The organism is Peribacillus sp. QJM3NY_7 (assembly GCF_056173225.1).
The window spans coordinates 5,183,365-5,204,981 of record NZ_CM149663.1; the positions used below are offsets into that span (position 1 = coordinate 5,183,365).

General features: G+C 43.2%; 23 protein-coding genes and 1 tRNA gene. 3 read left to right on the forward strand and 21 right to left on the reverse strand.

The genetic code is table 11. The features are described 5' to 3' along the window. Nucleotides 1-45 precede the first annotated feature (45 nt). The 6 genes from AC0VX1_RS25130 to AC0VX1_RS25155 form a co-directional block, all read right to left on the reverse strand. Complete coding sequence (locus AC0VX1_RS25130; protein ID WP_262870080.1) at nt 46-1,230, reverse strand: phosphoglycerate kinase; 1,185 nt, start codon at nt 1,228-1,230, stop codon at nt 46-48. A gap of 247 nt (nt 1,231-1,477) precedes the next feature. Continuing rightward, nucleotides 1,478-2,485, reverse strand: a complete 1,008-nt coding sequence (gap, locus tag AC0VX1_RS25135) for a type I glyceraldehyde-3-phosphate dehydrogenase (RefSeq protein ID WP_034309982.1) — start codon at nt 2,483-2,485, stop codon at nt 1,478-1,480. Nucleotides 2,486-2,517: 32 nt separating this feature from the next. Continuing rightward, a complete protein-coding gene (locus AC0VX1_RS25140; protein ID WP_034309980.1) occupies nt 2,518-3,552 on the reverse strand; it encodes a sugar-binding transcriptional regulator in 1,035 nt (344 codons plus the stop codon). A 139-nt stretch (nt 3,553-3,691) separates the two neighbouring features. Beyond that, on the reverse strand, nt 3,692-3,940 hold the full coding sequence (locus AC0VX1_RS25145) for a glutaredoxin family protein (RefSeq protein ID WP_475469494.1): 249 nt from the start codon (nt 3,938-3,940) through the stop codon (nt 3,692-3,694). A 9-nt stretch (nt 3,941-3,949) separates the two neighbouring features. After that, nucleotides 3,950-5,287 (reverse strand): RNA polymerase factor sigma-54, encoded by a 1,338-nt coding sequence (rpoN, locus tag AC0VX1_RS25150; protein ID WP_475469495.1) that lies wholly within the window; start codon nt 5,285-5,287, stop codon nt 3,950-3,952. Nucleotides 5,288-5,601: 314 nt separating this feature from the next. Further along, nucleotides 5,602-5,673, reverse strand: a tRNA-Arg gene (locus AC0VX1_RS25155). 289 nt (nt 5,674-5,962) lie between these two features. Here AC0VX1_RS25155 and clpP point away from each other — a divergent pair. Continuing rightward, on the forward strand, nt 5,963-6,568 hold the full coding sequence (clpP, locus tag AC0VX1_RS25160) for an ATP-dependent Clp endopeptidase proteolytic subunit ClpP (protein ID WP_034309977.1): 606 nt from the start codon (nt 5,963-5,965) through the stop codon (nt 6,566-6,568). A 101-nt stretch (nt 6,569-6,669) separates the two neighbouring features. Here clpP and AC0VX1_RS25165 read toward each other — a convergent pair whose 3' ends face one another. The 15 genes from AC0VX1_RS25165 to AC0VX1_RS25235 all read right to left on the reverse strand — a co-directional run bounded on the left by AC0VX1_RS25165 (nt 6,670) and on the right by AC0VX1_RS25235 (nt 20,243). Continuing rightward, nucleotides 6,670-6,927 carry an HPr family phosphocarrier protein gene (locus AC0VX1_RS25165; RefSeq protein WP_034309974.1) on the reverse strand — a complete coding sequence of 86 codons (258 nt, stop codon included), beginning with the start codon at nt 6,925-6,927 and terminating at the stop codon, nt 6,670-6,672. A gap of 20 nt (nt 6,928-6,947) precedes the next feature. Beyond that, the gene (gene whiA, locus AC0VX1_RS25170; protein WP_034309971.1) at nt 6,948-7,901 is read right to left on the reverse strand and encodes a DNA-binding protein WhiA; all 954 of its coding nucleotides are present in this window, start codon (nt 7,899-7,901) and stop codon (nt 6,948-6,950) included. Nucleotides 7,902-7,967: 66 nt separating this feature from the next. Next, complete coding sequence (locus tag AC0VX1_RS25175) at nt 7,968-8,954, reverse strand: gluconeogenesis factor YvcK family protein (protein WP_057278110.1); 987 nt, start codon at nt 8,952-8,954, stop codon at nt 7,968-7,970. Then, nucleotides 8,944-9,843 (reverse strand): RNase adapter RapZ, encoded by a 900-nt coding sequence (gene rapZ, locus AC0VX1_RS25180; protein WP_413000680.1) that lies wholly within the window; start codon nt 9,841-9,843, stop codon nt 8,944-8,946. Before rapZ ends, AC0VX1_RS25175 begins: the two co-directional genes overlap by 11 nt. 45 nt (nt 9,844-9,888) lie before the next feature. After that, entirely contained in the window at nt 9,889-10,347 is a 459-nt protein-coding gene (locus tag AC0VX1_RS25185; RefSeq protein WP_053536815.1) for an NUDIX hydrolase, read from the reverse strand. A 557-nt stretch (nt 10,348-10,904) separates the two neighbouring features. Beyond that, complete coding sequence (gene trxB / locus AC0VX1_RS25190) at nt 10,905-11,852, reverse strand: thioredoxin-disulfide reductase (RefSeq protein WP_475469496.1); 948 nt, start codon at nt 11,850-11,852, stop codon at nt 10,905-10,907. A 103-nt stretch (nt 11,853-11,955) separates the two neighbouring features. Further along, nucleotides 11,956-13,458 carry a tetratricopeptide repeat protein gene (locus tag AC0VX1_RS25195; RefSeq protein ID WP_053536816.1) on the reverse strand — a complete coding sequence of 501 codons (1,503 nt, stop codon included), beginning with the start codon at nt 13,456-13,458 and terminating at the stop codon, nt 11,956-11,958. Nucleotides 13,459-13,667: 209 nt separating this feature from the next. Next, nucleotides 13,668-14,324, reverse strand: coding sequence for a bifunctional phosphoribosyl-AMP cyclohydrolase/phosphoribosyl-ATP diphosphatase HisIE (gene hisIE, locus AC0VX1_RS25200; RefSeq protein WP_057278112.1), 657 nt, complete (start codon nt 14,322-14,324; stop codon nt 13,668-13,670). Then, entirely contained in the window at nt 14,321-15,079 is a 759-nt protein-coding gene (gene hisF / locus AC0VX1_RS25205) for an imidazole glycerol phosphate synthase subunit HisF (protein WP_413021718.1), read from the reverse strand. The genes hisIE and hisF overlap by 4 nt, the downstream gene beginning before the upstream one ends. Further along, a complete protein-coding gene (gene hisA / locus AC0VX1_RS25210) occupies nt 15,080-15,814 on the reverse strand; it encodes a 1-(5-phosphoribosyl)-5-[(5-phosphoribosylamino)methylideneamino]imidazole-4-carboxamide isomerase (protein WP_034309946.1) in 735 nt (244 codons plus the stop codon). It lies immediately after the preceding gene. Continuing rightward, entirely contained in the window at nt 15,811-16,443 is a 633-nt protein-coding gene (gene hisH, locus AC0VX1_RS25215) for an imidazole glycerol phosphate synthase subunit HisH (RefSeq protein ID WP_098185496.1), read from the reverse strand. Before hisH ends, hisA begins: the two co-directional genes overlap by 4 nt. Further along, a complete protein-coding gene (hisB, locus tag AC0VX1_RS25220; protein WP_475469497.1) occupies nt 16,444-17,031 on the reverse strand; it encodes an imidazoleglycerol-phosphate dehydratase HisB in 588 nt (195 codons plus the stop codon). Between the two features lie 89 nt (nt 17,032-17,120). Then, nucleotides 17,121-18,410 (reverse strand): histidinol dehydrogenase, encoded by a 1,290-nt coding sequence (hisD, locus tag AC0VX1_RS25225; RefSeq protein ID WP_475469498.1) that lies wholly within the window; start codon nt 18,408-18,410, stop codon nt 17,121-17,123. 26 nt (nt 18,411-18,436) lie between these two features. After that, complete coding sequence (gene hisG, locus AC0VX1_RS25230; RefSeq protein WP_034311625.1) at nt 18,437-19,066, reverse strand: ATP phosphoribosyltransferase; 630 nt, start codon at nt 19,064-19,066, stop codon at nt 18,437-18,439. Beyond that, nucleotides 19,059-20,243 carry an ATP phosphoribosyltransferase regulatory subunit gene (locus AC0VX1_RS25235; protein ID WP_268591380.1) on the reverse strand — a complete coding sequence of 395 codons (1,185 nt, stop codon included), beginning with the start codon at nt 20,241-20,243 and terminating at the stop codon, nt 19,059-19,061. Before AC0VX1_RS25235 ends, hisG begins: the two co-directional genes overlap by 8 nt. Nucleotides 20,244-20,843: 600 nt before the next feature. On the opposite strand from AC0VX1_RS25235, the gene AC0VX1_RS25240 reads away from it, so the two are divergent. Beyond that, complete coding sequence (locus AC0VX1_RS25240; RefSeq protein WP_475471888.1) at nt 20,844-21,392, forward strand: class D sortase; 549 nt, start codon at nt 20,844-20,846, stop codon at nt 21,390-21,392. Between the two features lie 78 nt (nt 21,393-21,470). Beyond that, nucleotides 21,471-21,614 carry a YwzD family small protein gene (locus tag AC0VX1_RS25245; protein WP_475469499.1) on the forward strand — a complete coding sequence of 48 codons (144 nt, stop codon included), beginning with the start codon at nt 21,471-21,473 and terminating at the stop codon, nt 21,612-21,614. Nucleotides 21,615-21,617: the final 3 nt, after the last annotated feature.

A 21,617-nucleotide genomic window follows, 5' to 3' on the forward strand; every position in this document is an offset into this window, starting at 1 on the left:
TGGTTTCTCATCCCTTCTAATGTTGAAATATGTAACGGTTCAATCTTATTTATCGTTCAAGGCTACAACGCCAGGCAACTCTTTGCCTTCCATGAACTCAAGAGATGCACCGCCGCCAGTTGAAATATGGGACATCTTTTCTGCCAGTCCAAACTTTTCTGCAGCTGCGGCCGAATCCCCTCCGCCAACAATGCTGTACGTATCATTTGCTTCCGCCAAGGCTTGAGCAACGGTTCTCGTTCCATTCGCAAATTTATCGAACTCGAATACACCCATTGGTCCATTCCAAATGACAAGCTTGGAACCTTTGATTACATCCGCAAATAATTCACTTGTTTTTGGTCCGATATCAAGAGCCATTTTATCATTTGGAATAGCATCGATATCGACATTATCCGTCTCAGCATCAGGTGAAAATTCAGCAGTTACGACTGCATCGATAGGCAAATGAAGTTTTACGCCTTTTTCTTTCGCACTTTCGATGAAAGATTTGGCCAATTCTATTTTGTCTTCTTCCAATAAAGAATTACCGATTTCATGACCTTGCGCTTTAATGAATGTGTAACCCAATCCACCACCAATGATCAAGTGATCGACTTTTTCCAAAAGGTTTTCGATAACGCCTATCTTATCCTTTACTTTAGCTCCGCCAATTATAGCTGTAAAAGGACGTTCTGGGTTGGATAGGGCTTTTCCAAGTACAGAAAGCTCTTTTTCCATCAGCAATCCAGCAACGGCCGGGAGATGGTGAGCTATTCCTTCAGTTGAAGCATGTGCACGGTGCGCAGCTCCGAATGCATCGTTAACATAAACATCAGCCAGTGCCGCAAATGACTTCGCCAATTCTTGATCGTTCTTCTCTTCTCCTGGATAGAAACGAACGTTTTCCAACAACAGGATCTCGCCATTTTGCATGTTTTCAATGATTGATTGAACGGTCTCGCCGTATGCTTCTTCTGCCTTTTGCACATCTTTGCCGCTAAGTTCGCTTAGTCTTTCCGCAACAGGTGCTAAACGCAATTCTTCTACGACTTGTCCTTTAGGACGGCCAAGATGGCTGGCTAAGATGACTTTTGCGCCTTGTTCTGTCAAATAGGAAATCGTCGGCAGTGCAGCCTTGATTCTCGTATCATCCGAGATCTTTCCGTCCTGCATCGGCACGTTGAAATCAACACGGCAAAATACGCGTTTCCCCTTTAATTCAATATCTTTAATTGACTTTTTATTCATAATCCAAGAACCTCCTTAGATATTGTTATCATATTTTTGATTCTTTTAGCCAAAAAGGGAGAGGGTAAATTTCCCAACTCCCCTTTTCTCTTTTTCATTATAGTCGGTTTCCAGGAAATTATCCAAAAACAAGAAATGTAAACGCTTGACTGATTAATGACTTACTAATAATATCATCTTCTGCCAAGTTTTTTTAGAGCTGTGATAAAAAAAACCTCACCTTGGTGAGGTTTTTTTATTATTCTAATTACAATCCTTTTTTAGCCAAATAGTCAATCAAATCAACAACACGGCTTGAATATCCTGTTTCATTATCATACCAAGATAATACTTTAACCATGTTTCCTTCCATTACCATTGTGGAAAGGGCATCGATTGTAGATGATGATGGGTTACCGTTATAGTCAGTTGATACTAGCGGAAGTTCGCTGTACTCAAGGATTCCTTTTAATTCACCTTCAGAAGCCTTTTTGAATGCTGCATTAACTTCTTCAACTGTTGTGTCTTTTTCAAGTTCAGCAACAAGGTCGACAACAGACACGTTTGGAGTAGGTACACGCATAGCCATACCATTCAATTTCCCTTTAAGTTCAGGAAGGACAAGTGCAACAGCTTTTGCTGCCCCAGTTGTTGTAGGAATGATATTCTCGGCAGCTGCACGTGCACGACGGTAATCTTTATGAGGCAAATCAAGGATTTGCTGATCATTTGTATAAGAGTGAACAGTAGTCATCATACCGCGTTTGATTCCGAATTGTTCATGAAGCACTTTAGCAAATGGAGCTAAGCAGTTCGTTGTACAAGAAGCATTAGAGATTACATGGTGGTTTGCTGCATCATATTTGTCTTCGTTTACACCCATGACGATCGTGATATCTTCATCAGATGCAGGAGCAGAGATGATTACTTTTTTCGCGCCAGCTTCTAAATGCTTAGCTGCATCCGCACGTTTTGTGAAACGTCCAGTAGATTCCACAACTACTTCTACTCCCAGTTCACCCCATGCTAATTGTGCAGGATCACGTTCAGCCAATACTTTTACTTTGTGACCATCAACAACAAGGTAATCCCCATCAACTGCTACTTTTTCATTAAGAGATCCATGAATTGTATCGTATTGAAGAAGGTGCGCTAACATATTAGCATCCGTTAAGTCGTTAATAGCAACAATCTCTACCCCAGGATTACTCAATGCTGCACGAAATACATTACGTCCAATACGTCCAAAACCATTAATACCAACTTTTACTGCCATGAAAAATTCCTCCTTTTAAGTTCGCAAATATATTAAGGGGTGTAATTCCCCTGAATTAACTCTTGTGCCGCAGCTTCATCCGTGATCAAAACGGTCGATGAAGGTGCGCCTTTCATGTAGGAACGGATAGCCTTTGCTTTAGTTTTGCCACCTGCCACAGTTATCACTCGCTTTTCAGGGCTAAGATCATCTAACTGGATGCCGACTGTCAAAACTTTATGAACAACTTTGCCGTTTTCATCGTAATAATAACCGAATGCCTCTCCTACAGCATTTCCATCTAACAGCTTCTTTAACATTTCTGGCGAAGAATTTCTTCTCTCTGCCATCGCCATGGCATCACCGATTCCATGAATGATCATATCGGCAGACTTGATTTGGGAAATCACTTCTTTAATTGCTGGTTCCTTCTGAAATGATGCATAAACCTCACCGCTTAATTGATCGGGTACATATAACACTCTGTAGGAGGCTTGTGCCTTCTGTGCCATTTTTTCGACAATCGTATTGGCCTGATTCTGCACCGCTTCACCAATTCCCCCGCGGGCTGGGACAAATGTCAATTTCCTGGATGCTTCATCAGGTGACAACGAATTAGCCACTTCGGCCATTGTCGATCCGCCAGTAACCGCAATGATATTCTTTGAGTTCCATTCTCGTTTCATACGGTTTGCACAAGCTTTACCCAATTCTTTTTTCACCCATGGGGTTTCATCACAATTTCCTGAGACAATTATGACTTCATCCACTTGTAACAAATCCTGCAATTGCTTTTCCATTATGTCTATACCCATTACTTCACGCATTATTCCTTCTAACTTATCCAGGATTTCAATCCCTTCATCAGTCAGCGTCATGCCAGAACTGAAGATGTTAACCAGGTTCTGACTTTTCAGAAAATCAACCTCGCCTCTAAGCGTCCGCTCTGTCAAATTAAGGCTCACGGACAGACTGCGCCTTCCAACCGGCTGCATCATTTTGATATAACGCAGGATATCATATCTTTTTTGCATAACCAAAAGGAAATCGGGCAATAATTTTCTTTGTACCTCGAGTAATGTACGCATATTTAAAACTCCTAAAAAGTTAAGTTGGACATTTAACGTCCCGCGTAGTCATTTTCTGTCCCACTTAAAACAAAAAAATATTCCTGCTACATATTTTATTCTAGCAGGAACGGAATGTTTCTTCAAATGATTTGAAAAATTATTTTTCCAAAAGCCTATTTAGAGCTGATTTATCAACGTTTCCGAACTGAACGATTTCATCTTTCCATTCAACGACAGGAATCATCAGCCCGAATCTCTCAAGCAAATCATCATCGGTATGGATATCGATTTCCTTATAGCCTATGCCTGACTCCACTTTCACTTCTTCGAGTACCAGCTTGGCTTTATCACATAACGGGCATTTATCCCTACTATATAAAACAAACGCGTTCGTTTCCAAAACCACTCATCCTTTTCAGTCATATCTTTTTCGTTTAGATGAAGAAGGGATCCCTAATTGTTCCCGGTACTTGGCAACGGTTCGGCGTGCCAGGATAATTCCATGCTCTTCCTTCAGCCGTTCTGCCAAGTCTTGATCCGAAAGCGGCTTTTGTTTATTTTCCCCATTGATGGCTGCCTGGAGGCTCTTTTTCGCTTGCATGCCCGACATATCCTCATCAAGGCCGACCGACTGTAAAGAAGTAGTGAAAAATATCCGCATTTCTATCGTGCCAAATGGTGTCTGTACATACTTCCCCTTAACCGCCCGGCTCACTGTGGACTCATGTATGCCAAGTTCGTCTGCGATTTCTTTCATCGTCATCGGCTTCAAATAGTTCAGGCCATGATGAAAGCACGCCGGCTGTTTTTCGACGATGCACTGAATAACCTTCAATATCGTTTCTTTTCTCTGTTGGATTCCCCTGGAGATCCATTGGTATTCCTGCCACTTATCCTGGATAAACCGCTGAACTCCCTGATCCTTATGGCTCTTCATTCGGTTTAAATACCCTTTATCCACATTAAGGTTGGGTGTGTTACCATCATAATTCCCGACAAGCAGCATGCCATCCCGAACTTCCACGACCACATCCGGCACTATATAAGAAGGTTTTTCCTGAAAAAAGAGTGATGCCGGACGCGGGTTCAACGTCTGGACATAATCAAAGACCTCTTGAATCTCCTTCAGTGTAACACCGATTTTCTTACTTAGGTCTTTCCAGCGCTTTTCAGCAAAATCGAGGAAATGGTTTTCTATGATCGATTCTGCCAGCAGACTCTCCCCTTCTGCTTTCACTTGAAGCAAAAGGCACTCTTGAAGATTCCTCGCTCCGATGCCATGCGGTTCGAGTTCCTGTAAAATCAAGAGACACTCTTCCAAAACGGCCGGATATATGCCTGGGATGCATATATCATCCAGCTGAGTCCTTAAGTAACCGTTTTCATCAAGGTTATGAATTAATAGAAGCATTGCCTTTTGCTGCTCACCGGAAAACTGCTGGTGATTCACTTGGGACATGATATGCTGTTCCAGCGATATGGTATCTTCACTGATCTGTTCAATCCAATAGTTGGCATCATACGTATTTTTAATAGTCCGTTTACCTTTTTTGCGGTCAAAAGTTGGCTGAAATAAAGAAGATGTTGGCTGATCTATTGACAGTAATGGGTTCTCCACCATTTTATTTTCTAAAAAAGCCGATAGCTCCTGCGAGGAGTATTGCAGCAATGTAATAGCTTGCATGAGCTCCTGGGTCATTGCCATCTTTAATGTTTGCTGTTGAAAAAGTCCTGCTTTCATATTCATACTCATCGATTCATCCCTCCCCCACTCCATTTTACATTATCAGGAGAAAATTCTACACAAAAACCCATGAAAACGCTTACGATTTTTTTCTGAATAGTTTATTTGTTTTAAATACTATATGTTAGAAACGCAAATTTAACAACTACTTTTATTGAAAAATCACCATTTTTCAATAGTGTGGGCGAATATTTTCAAGACAGGACCGACATTACAGGATTAGATGGAATATTACGGAAAACGAGAAAATTCGGCAAAAATTTTAACTCTCCTAAAAATGACCAATAAAAAATCCCCCACTTTATTAAGCAGAAGATTGGTAATGCCCTCGGCAGGAATCGAACCTGCATTTCAAGCTTCGGAGGCTTGCGTTCTATCCGTTGCACTACGAGGGCGTAATAGAAAATATTTTTTCAACAGAGTTCATTATATGATAGAATCCCCTCCTTTGCAAGGGTTATCAGGTTTAAAACTTTATCATTTGGGTATTATGGGTAATGTGGAAATTCATCCCTGTGCGGCATAATATATAAAACATTCTATCAGGAAGGAGCCTTAGCCAGAAAATTGTCGAACAAATTATCCATAATAGGGTTTGTTTTGTTTGACCTAAATTGACCAAAAAGTGTATCATACATACATAAAGAATTTAAATGATTCTCTTAATCGAAGGAGGAAATGAACATGAATTTAATTCCTACAGTTATCGAACAAACAAGTCGTGGGGAGCGTGCCTACGATATTTACTCCCGTTTATTAAAAGACCGGATCATTATGCTAGGAAGTGCAATTGACGATAATGTTTCCAACTCCATTGTTGCTCAATTACTATTTTTAGAAGCGGAAAATCCTGAAAAGGATATCACTCTATACATCAACAGCCCTGGCGGAAGCATCACTTCCGGTATGGCCATTTACGATACTATGCAATATATCAAACCTAATGTTTCGACAGTATGCATCGGTATGGCCGCTTCCATGGGTGCTTTCCTATTGGCCGCTGGCGAAAAAGGCAAACGTTATGCATTGCCAAACAGTGAAGTCATGATTCACCAACCACTTGGAGGAGCTCAAGGTCAAGCTACGGAAATTGAAATTGCTGCCCGCCGTATCCTTCACTTGAAAGATAAACTGAACCAAATCTTGGCAGAACGTACGGGACAACCTATCGAAGTCCTTCAAAGAGATACGGAACGTGATAACTTCATGACTTCCGAAAGAGCTCTTGAATATGGCTTGATTGACAAAGTCATCACGCGAAGCGTTCTTGATGATAAAAACTCTAAGTAATCCTGCAACAAAAGAAAGGCTCCGGAGATCGCCTTAAGCGACTTCCGGAGCCTTTTTTTCCATGATAAAAGAAAAGGATGCACATTTAGGCATCCCCTTTTTTAACCCTCTTGCTGTACGAACTCTTCCAATGCTTCCAATGCTTCCTTTTCATCGCGTCCTTCGATGATTAACTTGACGGACACACCAGAACTGATGGCAAGGCTCATTAATCCCATTATACTTTTCGCATTCACTTTCTTTCCTTCTTTTTCAAGAAATACATCTGAATGAAAGCGGTTAGCTTCTTGTACAAAAAGAGCCGCCGGCCGAGCTTGCAAACCCGTTTTCAATTTTACCTCAACTTGTTTCTCCACCATCTTGATCTCCCCTGTTAGCTTTATTTTTTCGCAGCAATAGCCTCTCCCCCACGGAGCCTGTCAGCTATTTCATCAATCTTTCGCAATCGGTGATTAATCCCGGACTTACTGATGGTTCCCCCGGATACCATTTCCCCAAGTTCCTTTAAGGTTATATCCTGAAACGCTATCCTAAGCTCCGCAATTTCCCGAAGCTTATCCGGTAAAATGCTAAGTCCTACCGTATCCTCGATATAATGGATATTTTCAACCTGTCGCAATGATGCCCCGATCGTTTTGTTCAAATTGGCTGTTTCACAATTCACAAGCCGATTCACTGAATTACGCATATCACGGACAATCCGTACATCCTCGAACCTTAATAAAGCTGAATGGGCGCCAACTATACTTAAAAACTCGGCAATCTTTTCGGCTTCTTTCAAATAAATGATGTACCCCTTCTTGCGTTCAAGTGTCTTGGCCTTCAAGCCAAACTTATTCATTAGCTCACAAAGTGCATCATTGTGCTCTTTATAAAGTGAGAAAATCTCAAGGTGATAGGAAGACGTTTCCGGATTGTTTACCGAACCCCCTGCAAGAAATGCACCTCTTAGATAAGAACGCTTACAGCATTTCTTCCCAACAATAGTATCGGATATATCATGGAGAATTTCAAAGCCATCGCCTAAAATTTCCAAATCGGTTAAAACCCGCTGCCCTCCGGATGACATCCTGACAATATATACATTGTTCTTTTTAAGCTTCATCTTCTTACGGACCAACAGCTCGACCTGGACCTCATAACTTTTTTTAAGCAGCGTATAAATCCTTCTGGCAATCGCAGCATTCTCAGTTTGAATATCCACAACAAGCTTCCGATTAGAAAATGAAAGGGATCCGTTCATCCGGATAAGCGCACACAATTCCGCTTTACCGCAGCAATCCTTTCCCTCTAATGTTGTAAGCTCTTTTTTTGTTTCTGAAGCAAAAGACATCCATTTCACCCCCAATCGAACGCAGGTAATCTATTTTTACAATCAAAAAGCCGTCCCCGCTTATATCTACGGTTCTATGTGGCTTTTTGTTTCATTTACAAGCATATTATAAAGCAAATCCGCCACTTTTTTCGTATCATGGCGTATTACATTCCCTTCATAGCTGAAAATGCGTTCTTGTATGATTTCAAGACCCATCATTTTTAAGCTTTCCACATCATACATGACCGGTTTGGCATATTCAGCTTGATAGCGCTGCTGAATCTCGGTTGGTATTTCCTCATTATTAACAAGTATCCTGTCAATATATGCATTTCCCATATGGTCATATATCGCTTTTATATGATCACTCGCGCTATAATCCAGAGTCTCGCCGGCTTGTGTCATCAAATTGCAAATGTACACCTTCTTCGCCTTGGAACGGGCAACCTCTTCTCCTAAACCAGGGACAAGTAAGTTAGGCAGAATGCTAGTATATAGGCTTCCTGGACCTATGACTATAAGATCTGCCTGCTTGATTTCCTGGAGAGTTTCACTAAGCGGCTTTATATGATGAGGAGACAGGAACACTTTTTTTATTTTCTTTCCTGAGAAGGGAATCTTGGACTCTCCTGTAACAATCGTGCCGTCATCCATCTCTGCATGGAGAACCACACTTTGATTCGCAGCCGGAAGCACTTTACCGCGGACATTAAGGAATTTACTCATTTCCTGGATCGCATGGACGAAATCCCCGGTCAGCGAAGTCATTGCCGCAAGTATCAAATTCCCCAGCGAATGCCCGGACAACTCATTTTTACTTTGAAAGCGATGCTGAAACATTTGTTCAACAAGGGGCTCTACATCCGATAACGCAGCCAGCACGTTACGAATATCACCCGGAGCGGGAATATCCATATCTTCGCGAAGGCGGCCTGAACTTCCACCATCATCAGCTACCGTTACGATTGCCGTTATATCCACCGGATGCTTCTTTAACCCTCTCAACAAAACAGGAAGGCCGGTTCCTCCACCGATGATCACAACCTTAGGCTGTTTCTTTTTATCTAACATCTGCTTTCCCCTTACTTTTTTCGATATCGCGATGTGATACTTGAACCCTGTAATCCTTTTTGAAGTGGTTTGAAATATACTCCGTCAATGCTACAGAACGATGCTGGCCGCCTGTACACCCAATCGCAACAACAAGCTGCGCTTTCCCTTCACGTTTATAATACGGAAGCATGAAAGCGAGCAGATCGGTCACTTTTTCCAAGAATTTTTGCGTTTCACTCCATTTTAAAACGTAACTAGACACTTCCTGTTCCAAGCCAGTCTTTGGCCTCATATGGTCAATATAATATGGATTTGGCAGGAACCGTACATCAAACACAAGGTCGGCATCTATCGGCAGACCATGCTTGAACCCGAACGACATGACATTGACTGTAAAACCGACACTTTTATCAGCAGAAAACTCCGAAGCGATTTTCTCCCTCAATTCGCGCGGTTTCAGTTGGGAAGTATTAAAGATCAACTGGGCCCTTCCCTTCAATTCGTCCAAAAGTTCCCGTTCCATTTTAATGCCTTCCAATGGCCGGCCTAATGGAGCAAGGGGATGGGTCCTTCTCGTTTCCTTATATCTGCGTACCAAGGAATCATCATCAGCTTCAAGAAAAAGGATTCTTGGTGATACTGCAGCTGCATCCGATAAATTATCCAGTGCAAGAAACAAGGAATCAAAAAATTCCCTTCCCCTTAAATCCATGACAAGAGCCACTTTATTCATCTTATTCCCGGAGTCCTTCATTAACTCCAAAAACTTTGGCAACAGCGTGGGCGGCAAATTATCGACGCAAAAAAAGCCGAGGTCTTCAAAACTTTGAACCGCCACTGTCTTACCTGCTCCGGACATTCCGGTAATGATGACCAATTGCGTTTCACTCATCTGCCCTGTACTCATAGTTTCTCCGCCCCCATGTATAGCAATCTTTTTTATCTCTAAAAATTAACCTGGATCCAACCGGTAAGAAAGCAGCTTGAACTCAGGCGTGTAGGTAAAGGTTCCATAGATGATCCCACTGCCATGAACCATATAATCCAGGATGTGAAAATCACCTTCAGCCATCATCAGCTTTTTAACATCTTCAACCGGATGCCAGCTAAGTTCCCCTTCTTCACAAACATCCACATTTATACCATCGGAATCCGTTGCAAAGAAAGTGAACATCATCCATTCTGATAAAACTTTATCTCCGTCCTTCATGATGAAGGTGAAAATACCTTTGATGGAAGGGTTTTTTAAATAAACGCCCGTTTCTTCACGATATTCCCTAATGCAAGCATCGCGAACAGATTCCCCAGGTTCCATCTTGCCGCCTGGAGCTACCCACCATCCGCGTCTAGGCTTTTTCAATAAGAGGATTTGGTTATCTCTGATCAATACACAGTTTGTGACACGTTGCACGTTCTTCACCTCGATTGGCTCTGCTCGACTAATAGAAACCTTCCCCCCCGTGTTGAAGAGATTCAGTTTATATCCTTAAACCGCCGCTAGATATCCATTTGGCGATCTACAAATGCTAATAGTTCAAACAAGTTGTATTTTTCATCTTCTTACCATTATGAAAGATATATATATGTTTAGTATATCTTATCATTATACTATTTTTAAAATAAGCTAACAATAAAGTAAACTTCCTGCATTGGGGGAATCTTCAATCGCAAGGAATCATATAGGTAAGCCTTTATCCTGCTTACCTCCTATTCTTCTCCACTTTCGCTTCCTAAATGCAAAGGAACGACTTGTTTCACATTAAAAAACGCTGGGTACATCCTAAAAATTGGAACTAAAGATATAGTCTCAAAGCAGGAAAACAAAAAAAAGACACAGAAACTTATTCTGTGTCCTTAAACGTTTATAATTAAAGGGGGTCAACTTCTATCCCCTACTATACCGAATCATTATTTCACGCATGTTACAACATCGTTAAAACGGAATTACGATTGTATATTCTTGTGAAATCAAGCCTTTGGCTGCAATTTTTCTTGAAGTTCCTCAACAAAATGCTGAGCGGATTGGGCGGCAATGCTTCCATCGCCTGTAGCTGTAACGATTTGGCGCAATGTTTTTTCACGAACATCACCTGCAGCGAAAATACCAGGTACGCGTGTTTCCATCCGATCATTCGTTTCAATATAGCCTGTTGAGTTCAAGATGCCCAAGTTTTCAAATGGTTTCGTTAGCGGAAGCATTCCGATATAAATGAATACACCGTCTGCGTCCATCACTTTCTCTTCTCCGTTTTCAGTGGAAACTAGTGTGACACCGCCGACCTTGCCGCCTTTTTCATTGATTTCCTTCAAAGTGTGATTCCAGATGAAGTTAATTTTCTCATTGGCAAATGCACGATCTTGAAGAATCTTTTGAGCACGAAGTTCGTCACGTCTGTGAACGATTGTCACTTTCGAAGCAAAGCGGGTTAAGTACACACCCTCTTCAACAGCAGAGTCTCCGCCGCCGATAACGAACAGTTCCTTTTGCTTGAAGAATGCACCATCACAAACTGCACAATACGATACACCGCGGCCGCCCAATTCTTTTTCGCCAGGAACGCCGATTTTCTTGTATTCGGCACCAGATGAAATGATGATTGAACGTGCTTTGAATTCCTTTGAACCGGCTTTGATCGTTTTATACTCTTCACCGTCGATGATTTCCTTAACATCCCCATAGGCATACTCCGCACCGAATTTCTTTGCATGGTCAAACATTTTCGTTGAAAGTTCAGGTCCGAGTATAGTGTCGAATCCAGGATAATTTTCAACTTCCTCCGTATTGGCCATTTGCCCGCCCGGTACCCCGCGTTCTAACATCAATGTTGAAAGGTTCGCACGTGATGTATAGACAGCCGCCGTCATCCCTGCAGGACCAGCTCCAATAATAACAACGTCATAAATTTTTTCAGACATGTTTTCACTCCTCCATATTCCATTACAAATGGAACCTTCACTACGGTTAGTGTTCCCTACCTATTATCCTATATAACAAATAATTTTTCGTCCAAATATCTGCTCATCCGAGTAAGTTTTGAACCAACTTCACGTACTTAGATAAGGTGGACACCGAAATGAAATGTTTGTCTGCGATTGCCTGTTTGCTCGCCTTCTCACTTTTAAGCTGAATCCACACGTACTCCACCGCAGATGCCCATCCTGCAGGATTATTTAGCTTCTGCTCGGATTTCACCGCTTCGATGAAAACGGAAAACCACATTAAATAGAGCCCGGCTTCATTTAATTGTATCGGTTGGAAATGCTGATATAATAACTCAGCTGTGCGATCGGCAAAATCAATCGGTGTTAATTGGCGATCTTTAGCAGGACCTTGAACAAGTTCGGCATAATCACGTTCCAATTCAGTGAAATTCTGGTTTAGGTTGAGGACCTGGTTTTTCAATAGCTTCTGTTTATGAACCGAATGTTTCAGAAGGAAAATGGCAAAAAGCCTTTCTTCGATGAATTCACTTTCCAGCCTTTTTATAATAGAAGGAAAATGATGTTCAAAACCATCTGAAGTTGCATTCATATCTCCCCAAGGCTCCATGCCTTCCTTTTCCGGATTCATTTCCACGACCTTTTTCCATGCCTTTTTGGCAGCCTGTTCGTGGCCTAAGTGGTAAGCGGAAATGGTAAGCCAATAGTAGAAGGTTCCATCTCCTTCGAACCCTTGCTTTTGAAGTCCTTTAAGCCAATTATATGCAGAAGCATAATTTCCGATCAGAGCGAAGGTCGCTCCAAGCTTGAAACGGTGTTCGGATAGCATGGGCCTAATTTTCTCCAGCATCTGTATGAGCTCTTCAACCTTTGCCTCATCCTGTTGATAATGATGAAATACAACAAGGTTACAAAGGGCATGCAGGTTTCCCGGACTTTTTTCCAGTACCTCATCAAGTGTTGCAAAAGCTTCATTCACTTGACCAAGATAGAAATAGGCAAGTGCCAGGTTATTATAAGCGGACCAGTAATCCTCGTACTCGGCAATCGTTTCTTTCAGCACTTCGATCGCCTTCGGGAAATTGCCTGATTCCAGGTACTCGCGGGCTTGTTCCTGTTTGGTAATGAGCCCATCATGCTTAAAGGGATTTTCTTCTGACTCATCCGACTCAAAAGTTATCAATTCAAGCAAATCCTCTGCGTCATCGCTGAACTCCCCGTCTTCTTCTTTATCAAGATAAGCACTGGCGTGACGGTAAGCCTCCTTGAACATGCCTAAGTGGGCATAATTATTCGCCAGGAAGTAATGACATTCCGACATATAAGGATCCATCACATCCAAGATGTTTTCCAAAAGGTTGTTTGAATAATTATATTCACCGATTTCCGAGCAAGTGATAGCCAATTGACAAGCTATCATCGGTTCAGCAGGTTCAAGTTCCAGCGCACGTTCCAGGTATTTCTTTGATTTAGGTAATTCCCGTCTATGATAAGCTTTTAAACCCTTGGTGAAATAATACTCACCTGTTGGGTGAAAGGTTAGAATTTTTGCCTGTTGGCCAAATTTAGAGTCTTTACTCATGTAATCCTCCATCTACAAGTTGATTAACCATAGTATTATAACATATTGGAGAAAATTTGCCGAACAATTCAAGAAAATGGAAAACGGGAATCATCATGCTTCTTCAAGAAAAATTGAAGCATTTCCCCTGTCATTTGTTGATTCAGGATCACTGCCCGCCATCGTAAACACACACAAAAGCCCTCCTATTGACGGAGGGCAATCACCATTCATTCGGTTTCTTTCGGTTCGTCCTTATCGGCATGTCTAGCCTTCAATACATCAAGCACCGCTTGGAAAGGCAGCTCCTGCTCTTGAAGAAGAACGAATAAGTGATAGAGGAGATCGGCACTTTCCATCGAAAGTTCCTCTGCATCACGGTTCTTAGCAGCAATGATCACTTCTGCCGCTTCTTCACCGACTTTCTTCAGGATCTTATCAACGCCCTTATCGAATAGGTAGGTCGTATATGAACCTTCAGGCATTTCCGATTTTCTTTTTTCAATCAATCTTTCTAATTCCGTCAAGAAAGTCACATTCGCCTTCACGCCTTGTCCGGCTTCACCGTTTTGGTATATCGTTTCGCTAAAACAGCTTGTTGCCCCAGTATGGCACGCAGGTCCTGCAGGCACGACCCGCACGACCAATGCATCTTGATCGCAGTCATACTTCATTTCGGTGATTTTCTGGATATTGCCGCTGGTTGCTCCTTTATGCCATAATTCATTGCGCGAACGGCTGAAGAAAACCGTTTCTCCTTTTTCAATCGACAATTGCAGAGATTCTTGATTCATGTAAGCAAGTGTCAGCACTTCGCCTGTTCCTGCATCTTGAATAATTGCCGGTACCAGACCTTTTTCGTCATATTTAATAGTTTCAAGATTCATCGTACAACCACTCCTTGTTGTTTGAGAAACACTTTGACTTCTTTAACGGATGTTTCTTTATAATGAAAAATCGATGCCGCTAATGCTGCGTCGGCTTTACCTTCTTGGAAGGCTTCCTGGAAATGTTCAGCGTTGCCTGCCCCGCCAGAGGCGATGACCGGAACTGAAACGGCTTCAGATACCGTTTTTGTCAAAGCGATATTAAACCCTTGTTTCTCGCCGTCACAATCCATGCTTGTCAATAAAATTTCCCCAGCACCGCGGGATACGGCTTCCTTCGCCCACTCGGTCACTTCCCATTCAGTCGGTTTCCGGCCGCCGTGGGTATATACGCGCCATGACCCAAGCCCTTCATCATATCGGGCGTCTATGGCAACCACGATACATTGGGAACCAAAATAATCAGCACCTTCATTAATTAACTCCGGACGCAGGATGGCTGCTGTATTTAGGGAAACTTTATCGGCACCAGCCCGCAGGATCTTCTTCATATCCGCCAATGAATTAATGCCGCCGCCCACCGTGAACGGGATTGCCAAGCTGCCCGCTACCGCTTGAACGACGTCGACGATCGTTTCCCTGCCTTCATGTGATGCGGAAATATCCAGGAAGACAAGCTCATCGGCACCTTCTTGATCGTAAAAGGCTGCAAGTTCGACCGGATCTCCAGCATCCCTAAGGGAAACAAATTGTATGCCCTTGACTACGCGCCCATCTTTTACATCGAGACATGGAATAATTCGTTTAGTGAGCATTTAACCACGCACCTTTTCTAGTGCTTCTTCTACAGTAAAGCGGTTGGTATAAAGTGCCTTGCCGATGATAGCCCCTGCAATGCCTTGGGCTTCAAACTCCTTGAGGGTGATAAGGTCTTCGAGTGAACTAATGCCTCCTGAAGCAATCACGTTTTTACCAGTTGCCTCCGCCATGGCCAATATACCTTTCACATTCGGCCCTGAAAGCATGCCATCCGTCGCGATATCAGTCACGATAAAGGTCTCGGCACCAGCATCGGCCAGTAGTTTGCCAAGATCTACCGCAAGGGTTCCAGACGTTTGAAGCCAGCCATGAGTGGCAACCTTGCCATCCTTCGCATCGATCCCGATAGCGATATGGCTTCCATATTTCCTAATCATATCTTTAGTGAAATCAGGGTCTGAGACGGCCGAGCTGCCTAGAATGACACGTTCCACTCCATTATCCAGATAATGGGCTATATCCCGTTCCGTTCGGATGCCGCCGCCGATTTGAATGCGGGCGCCTAACTCACTTGCCGCTTTAATTACGTATGAATCATTGATTCTTACTCCCTCTTTAGCTCCGTCAAGGTCGACCATATGTATCCAACCGGCTCCTTGGTCTGCAAAGCTTTTAGCCATATCGAAGGGGGAATCACCATAAACGGTTTCCTGATTGTAATCTCCCTGGATTAAGCGGACGCATTTGCCTCCGCGCATATCAATCGCCGGGTAAATAGTAAAGTTGCTCATGCTTCTTCCTTCCCTTCTACTAATGACAGATAATTTCTCAAGAGTGACATGCCCATATTCCCGCTTTTTTCCGGATGGAACTGCATGCCGAACACATTCCCTTTACCGACGATCGCCGGAACTTCCACATCATACGTCGCCGAAGCGGTAACGAATGATTCATCTGTATCGACGTAGTATGAATGGACGAAATAAACATGTTCCTCTTCCAGCCCCTCATTCACTGGTGATGCTTGTTTGAATTCAAGTCGATTCCAGCCCATGTGCGGCACTTTATAAACCTGGTCATTCGCATCCACTCCCTTAAAACGAACGACTTTTCCCGGGATGAGGGATAATCCTTTTGCCGGTCCATTTTCCTCACTTTCATCAAAGAGAAGCTGCATACCAAGGCAGATGCCTAATAGGTATCCCCCATCCGCTACATATCCCCGCAGGAATTCATCAAGCTTTTGTTTTTCCAAAAGACTCATGGCATCCCTGAAAGAGCCAACGCCGGGAAGTATGATCCCTTTCGACTTTGAAAGTTCTTTTGGGTCATCGGAAATGAATGAATCGGCACCAAGGCGCTCAAGACCTTTACTTACAGAAAATAAATTCCCCATGCCATAATCGACGATCCCGATCATTTACAACATTCCTTTCGTCGAAGGGATGCCTTTGACACGTGGATCGATTGTCGTAGCTTCATCCAATGCACGGCCAAGCGCTTTGAATATTGCTTCGATCATATGATGTGTGTTGTGACCGTAATGAACGACTACATGAAGGTTCATCCTGGCTTCAAGAGCGAATTTCCAAAGAAACTCGTGCACCAGTTCAGTATCGAAAGTACCGACCTTTTTCGAAGGAAACTCAGCCCGGAACTCCAGATGCGGACGGTTGCTTAAATCGATGACAACCTGTGCGAGTGCTTCATCCATTGGTACGAAAGCATTTCCGTAACGCTTTATCCCGCGCTTGTCTCCAAGGGCCTCCAATAACGTCTGACCCAAGCAAATGCCAATATCTTCAGTTGTATGGTGATCATCCACGTCTGTATCCCCATTTGCATCTACAGTCAAATCAAACTTCCCGTGTTTCGTGAACAAATCCAGCATATGCGTCATAAACGGAACGCCGGTCTTAATGGAGGAATTACCTTCCCCATCCACATCAAACTTCAAACTTATTTCCGTTTCATTCGTCTTTCGCTCCACACTAGCAAAACGTTCCATTACAGCTCCTCCTCAACGGGGTACGACCCCTTTTCCCAAGATGTAAAAGCATGTCTAAAGTCTTTATATCACTGATTTCACTTATTTAATCATTCAGGACCTTTTCCCGATTCATTCACACCACGTGATTCGATGGCACGGGCATGGCCCTCAAGTCCTTCCATTCGGGCAAATGCTGCGATTTTTTCTGCATTTTTGCGGAAGGCCGTTTCACTATACATGATGATGCTCGATTTCTTTTGGAAATCATCCACATTCAGCGGGCTGGAAAAACGGGCGGTTCCATTGGTAGGCAACACATGATTGGGGCCTGCAAAGTAATCCCCGACGGGCTCCGAGCTAAAGCGGCCAATGAAGATTGCACCGGCATGACGGATTTTAGCCATGATTCCAAGTGCATCTTTGGTCACAATTTCCAAATGTTCCGGTGCAAGTTCATTAATCGCTTCAACAGCTTCTGCCATATTCCCGCATACAACGATTCTTCCATAATCCCTTATCGATGCTGCAGCAATATCATGACGTGGAAGCAACGCCACCTGCTTGGTCACTTCTGATGCCACTTCTTCTGCTAGAGACGCAGAAGTCGTGACCAAAACACTGCAAGCCCGGGCATCATGCTCCGCCTGTGATAACAAGTCTGCCGCTACTTCTGCAGCGAAGGCCGTTTCGTCCGCCAAGACCGCTATTTCACTTGGACCTGCTATCATATCAATGGCGACATCCCCGAATACTTCGCGCTTCGCTAACGCCACATATATATTTCCCGGACCCACTATTTTATCCACTTTCTTAATTGTTTCCGTCCCATAAGCGAGGGCAGCTATGGCCTGAGCCCCGCCAACTTTATAGATTTCCTTAACTCCGGCAATTTTGGCGGCTGCCAAAACCGCTGGCGATAATTTCCCATCTTTCCCCGGAGGAGATACCATAACGATCCGTTCCACCCCCGCAGCCTTCGCAGGCAGTGCATTCATCAATACTGACGAAGGATAGGCCGCTGTGCCTCCAGGTACATAAACACCTACAGCATCAAGAGGTGTCAATTTTTGTCCTAGCATCGTTCCTGTATCATCAGTCGTAAACCATGAATTTCGAATTTGTTTCTCGTGAAACATTCGGATATTATTCGCAGCTTCTTGAATAATATCAAGCTGCTCAGCAGTCAATGCCGCTGTCGCTTCTTCCATTTCCTGCTCCGATACAAGCAATTCTCCTGGACTGACACCATCGAAACGTTCGGTATAGGTATGTAAAGCCGCGTTTCCGCGTTTCCTGACATCATAAATAATATCCTGAACCGCTTTTCTTTGATCGGCAGTACCTGCTTCAACCGAGCGTTTCAGGGAAATCCCTTCAGCAAACCGTTCTATTTTCATACCTTCACCTCATTAGCGATTCTTTACTATTCAATAATTTCTGCTAGCCGTTCCACGATTTCGGTAATCCTTGCTTCTTTAATTCGATAGCTGACAGGGTTTGCTACCAGCCTCGAAGTCACATTGGCGATTTTCGCATATTCCACAAGACCGTTTTCCTTCAATGTCCTCCCGGTTGAAACGATATCGACGATTCGTTCAGCTAAACCAATTAAAGGTGCTAACTCAATAGACCCATTCAACTTTATAATCTCGACTTGCTCCCCCTGCTCGCGAAAATAACTGGAAGCAACATTCGGGTATTTACTGGCTATTTTGGGGGCGATGTCACTTATTTTCGTACCAGGCAGTCCAGCTACAGCCAAGTAGCAGGCACTGATTTTCAAATCAAGTAACTCATAGACATCACGTTCTTCCTCAAGCATGACATCCTTCCCTGCAATTCCAATGTCAGCGACGCCGTGTTCCACATAGGTTACGACATCCATCGGTTTAGCTAAAATGAACCGCAGATTCTCTTCTTCCACCTCAAGGATCAATTTTCGGGAATCATCAAACTCCGGAGGGAGGCGAAAACCGGCCCTTCTTAATAGCTCTGCCGCTTCTTCAAATATTCTCCCTTTCGGCATGGCAATCGTTAAAAAGCTATTATTCATCTTTTCCATTCCCCCCGTTCCCCACGAATAAATGAACTTCAGAAAATGTCCGTGTAAAAGCATCGACATTTTGGACGACTGTAATATCTTGGATCGTTACCGATTTCCCTTCGGAGCGTTTTTCCCTTGCAAAACCGATCGCTTCCAATCTTCGTTCGGGACTGAATAAAATACATTCTGGCGCAACAGGCTGAATCGGCTCTCCAAGAGCTTCTGCAAGACGATCCACCCGGATTGCAAAACCTGTGGCTGAAGCATTCCAGCCGAACTTCTCAAGCAGATTATCATACCGGCCTCCATTGCCGATTGGAGAACCGACTTGTCCGGCATACACTTCAAATAAAGTTCCCGTGTAATAACTCATATGACTGACCAATGTTAGGTCGAAGCTCACATATTGTTCAACGTCAAACTCTTTTAGCTGTGCAGACAATTCCTTCAGTTCAGCCAAAGAATCTTGCCCTTTATTATTTTCAACCAACCCTAGCGCCTTTTCCATGGTTCCTTCACTGCCACGTAAGGAGGTAAATTCGATAAGCCGTTGTTTATCAATGGATGAAAGCGGAAGTGATTTAACATGCTCACGAAAACCAACATAATTTTTTTCATACAAAAACTTCCTTAATATAGAGGCCCTTTCCTCCGTACCTAGAATGCTCAAGAAAAACTCTTGCAGAAATCCGATATGTCCAATGGAAATTTTAAATTCCTGAAGCCCTGCAGCCTTTAGAGCATCCGCAAGCAGGGCAATCATTTCAGCATCGGCACTTATTGACTTATTTCCGATACATTCAATGCCAATCTGTTCGAATTCTGCCGGCTTGCCTCCTTCACGCTGCTGTGCCCGGTATACATTCGCGGAATAGGCCAGGCGAAGCGGAATTTGCTGTTTTAGCAGTTTGGATGCTGCGACCCGTGCAATGGGCGCTGTCATCTCGGGACGGAGGACGAGCGTATGCCCCTGGGAATCAAGAAGTTTAAACAACTGTTGATCCAATATTGCTGAAGCCTCGCCAATTGTTTCATAATATTCCAAAGCTGGCGTTTCAATAAATTGATAGCCCCACTTCTTGATTTCATCACTCATTTTATTTCTGGCCGACACTTTCGTTTCATACAGCACCGGCAATGTATCTCTCATGCCTAATGGTTTTTCAAACATAAATGGCTTTGTCACGACTGCACATCCTTTTGCAATATTGATTACTATCTATATCCAATCGGTCCGCCTATAGGCAAAAACCGATGCACCCATTCCCTATTTTATTTATCCTTTATCTTTCCAAGGTTTTCACGCTTAAATCCATATTTCGGATAACATATAAAAATAGTATCAAATAAAATGACATAATCCTATAAATAATCGCAATAATCTATTAAATCACTTTAGTTCGCTAATATGGTAGCAGGTTGAAGTTATTAATAGTTTACCCCTGCCCCCACCTCACGTCAAGGAAAATATGCCTAATCCCATTCCTTCCATACCACGTCGGTCTTGGATATTCTTCATGATCGGTTTAAGCCCTTTTCCCCGGATACTTCTTCCTATCTTTAGCCATTCATTGTTATTAATGTGTACCTTTTGGTTTAGCTGTTTTATAATACATAGGCGTTTGGCAATATTAGAGAAATTTAGGGGGATATGGGAATGAAGAGATATTTTTCGTTTTTTGTGGCACTTATCGTTCTTTTTTCACTGGGTTCAAGCGGAACGAAGGGTTTTGCGGCAACTCAGATCAACCAGGATGAGCTTAGTGCATACCTTTCTGAAGTTAGAATGACGCAAGAAGAATTGGAAGAGTATTTATCCTATTATGACTTAACATTGAATGAATCTGACACGACGGAAGCAACGGCTAAGCTCCCCGAACCGAAGACGAAAGCAAATAGTCCCGATGGGCTTGAACTATATGAAGAACGACCGGAGACAGGTGATTTGATGGGTGAGCTTTATATCCCAAAAATCGAGGCAACACTCCCAATTTATCACGGAACGGACGAAGATGAACTCGAAAAGGGCGTCGGTCACTATGCGGGGTCCGTCCTTCCCGGTGAAAAGGATAATTCCGTTTTATCCGGTCATCGAGATACAATTTTCAGAGATCTAGGTGATGTCGGCGACGGTGACTTGCTGATTGCCAAGACAGAAGCAGGTTCGTTTACATATAAAGTGAGGAAGGTCCGTATCGTCGATGCGGATGACCGTACCGTGATCGTTCCCAAGCCTAAAGCCACACTTACAGTAACAACCTGCTACCCTTTTTCATATATTGGTAGTGCACCGGAACGGTACGTATTGGTTGCCGATTTATTGAAACCGGAATAGATAAATGAGATGCGGGGCTGAAGTCGTTCAGCTCCCTCTTCATAAATCTTTACTAGATGGTAGGAGGACAAGCTCAATATGGAAAAACAGGCACAGGAAAGGTTTTTTCAAATTTTAAAAGAAACGTATGAAGCGACGGTGAACAAGGAAAATATATCAATCAACGAAGTGATAGAGCATCTAAAGAATGAACTGACTCCGTTATACCCAAAATGCCATTAAAAA

Bases quoted from the DNA above. Each gene is read 5' to 3' on its own strand.
- AC0VX1_RS25140 (WP_034309980.1), bottom strand. From the start codon at position 3,552: ATGCGTACATTACTCGAGGTACAAAGAAAATTATTGCCCGATTTCCTT.
- rpoN (WP_475469495.1), bottom strand. From the start codon at position 5,287: ATGAGTATGAATATGAAAGCAGGACTTTTTCAACAGCAAACATTAAAG.
- hisIE (WP_057278112.1), bottom strand. From the start codon at position 14,324: ATGAATCTTGAAACTATTAAATATGACGAAAAAGGTCTGGTACCGGCA.
- hisH (WP_098185496.1), bottom strand. From the start codon at position 16,443: ATGATCGGGATCGTCGATTATGGCATGGGGAATTTATTTTCTGTAAGT.
- trxB (WP_475469496.1), bottom strand. From the start codon at position 11,852: ATGTCTGAAAAAATTTATGACGTTGTTATTATTGGAGCTGGTCCTGCA.
- hisF (WP_413021718.1), bottom strand. From the start codon at position 15,079: ATGCTCACTAAACGAATTATTCCATGTCTCGATGTAAAAGATGGGCGC.
- hisG (WP_034311625.1), bottom strand. From the start codon at position 19,066: ATGAATAATAGCTTTTTAACGATTGCCATGCCGAAAGGGAGAATATTT.
- clpP (WP_034309977.1), top strand. From the start codon at position 5,963: ATGAATTTAATTCCTACAGTTATCGAACAAACAAGTCGTGGGGAGCGT.
- AC0VX1_RS25195 (WP_053536816.1), bottom strand. From the start codon at position 13,458: ATGAGTAAAGACTCTAAATTTGGCCAACAGGCAAAAATTCTAACCTTT.
- AC0VX1_RS25245 (WP_475469499.1), top strand. From the start codon at position 21,471: ATGGAAAAACAGGCACAGGAAAGGTTTTTTCAAATTTTAAAAGAAACG.
- AC0VX1_RS25175 (WP_057278110.1), bottom strand. From the start codon at position 8,954: ATGTTAGATAAAAAGAAACAGCCTAAGGTTGTGATCATCGGTGGAGGA.
- gap (WP_034309982.1), bottom strand. From the start codon at position 2,485: ATGGCAGTAAAAGTTGGTATTAATGGTTTTGGACGTATTGGACGTAAT.
- hisA (WP_034309946.1), bottom strand. From the start codon at position 15,814: ATGAGCAACTTTACTATTTACCCGGCGATTGATATGCGCGGAGGCAAA.
- hisB (WP_475469497.1), bottom strand. From the start codon at position 17,031: ATGGAACGTTTTGCTAGTGTGGAGCGAAAGACGAATGAAACGGAAATA.
- AC0VX1_RS25130 (WP_262870080.1), bottom strand. From the start codon at position 1,230: ATGAATAAAAAGTCAATTAAAGATATTGAATTAAAGGGGAAACGCGTA.
- AC0VX1_RS25240 (WP_475471888.1), top strand. From the start codon at position 20,844: ATGACGCAAGAAGAATTGGAAGAGTATTTATCCTATTATGACTTAACA.
- AC0VX1_RS25165 (WP_034309974.1), bottom strand. From the start codon at position 6,927: ATGGTGGAGAAACAAGTTGAGGTAAAATTGAAAACGGGTTTGCAAGCT.
- rapZ (WP_413000680.1), bottom strand. From the start codon at position 9,843: ATGAGTACAGGGCAGATGAGTGAAACGCAATTGGTCATCATTACCGGA.
- hisD (WP_475469498.1), bottom strand. From the start codon at position 18,410: ATGAAAATAGAACGGTTTGCTGAAGGGATTTCCCTGAAACGCTCGGTT.
- whiA (WP_034309971.1), bottom strand. From the start codon at position 7,901: ATGTCTTTTGCTTCAGAAACAAAAAAAGAGCTTACAACATTAGAGGGA.